Origin of the sequence: Microbispora sp. ATCC PTA-5024 (genome assembly GCF_000511135.2) — a bacterium.
GTDB classification, from domain to species: domain Bacteria; phylum Actinomycetota; class Actinomycetes; order Streptosporangiales; family Streptosporangiaceae; genus Microbispora; species Microbispora corallina.
Window position 1 is genome coordinate 753798 of record NZ_KI866522.1, and the last position, 646, is coordinate 754443.

The following is a 646-nucleotide window of genomic DNA, read 5'->3' on the forward strand; positions in this document are numbered from 1 at the left end:
GCACCGGAGGCGGTGGAGGCGGCAACAAGCTGCTCGGCTACTTCGCCGAATGGGGCGTGTACGGCCGGCAGTACTTCGTGAAGAACATCGAGACGAGCGGATCAGCCGCCAAGCTCGGCTACATCAACTACGCGTTCGGCAACGTGACCAACGGCCAGTGCGCGATCGGCGACTCCTACGCCGACTACGACATGGCGTACACGACCGCCAACAGCGTGGACGGCAAGGCCGACACCTGGGACGCCGGCGTGCTGCGCGGCAACTTCGGCCAGCTCCGCAAGCTCAAGGCCCTCCACCCGGGACTGAAGATCCTCTGGTCGTTCGGCGGGTGGACCTGGTCAGGCGGCTTCGCGCAGGCCGCTGCCAACCCCACGGCCTTCGCCAACTCCTGCTACAGCCTCGTGGAGGACCCGCGCTGGGCCGACGTGTTCGACGGCATCGACATCGACTGGGAGTACCCGAACGCCTGCGGCCTGAGCTGCGACAGCAGCGGCACCGCGGCCTTCAGGAACCTCATGGCGGCGCTGCGCGCCAAGTTCGGGCCCAACTACCTGATCACCGCTGCCATCACGGCGGACGGCACCAACGGCGGCAAGATCGACGCCGCCGACTACGGGGGCGCGGCGCAGTACGTCGACTGGTACAA

1 protein-coding gene is annotated in these 646 nt (G+C 67.5%); it reads left to right on the top strand.

Features of this window, described 5'->3' with window-relative positions; genetic code table 11:
* A partial coding sequence (locus MPTA5024_RS03470; protein ID WP_232326417.1) for a glycoside hydrolase family 18 protein occupies window positions 1-646 on the top strand: 646 nt, incomplete at both ends.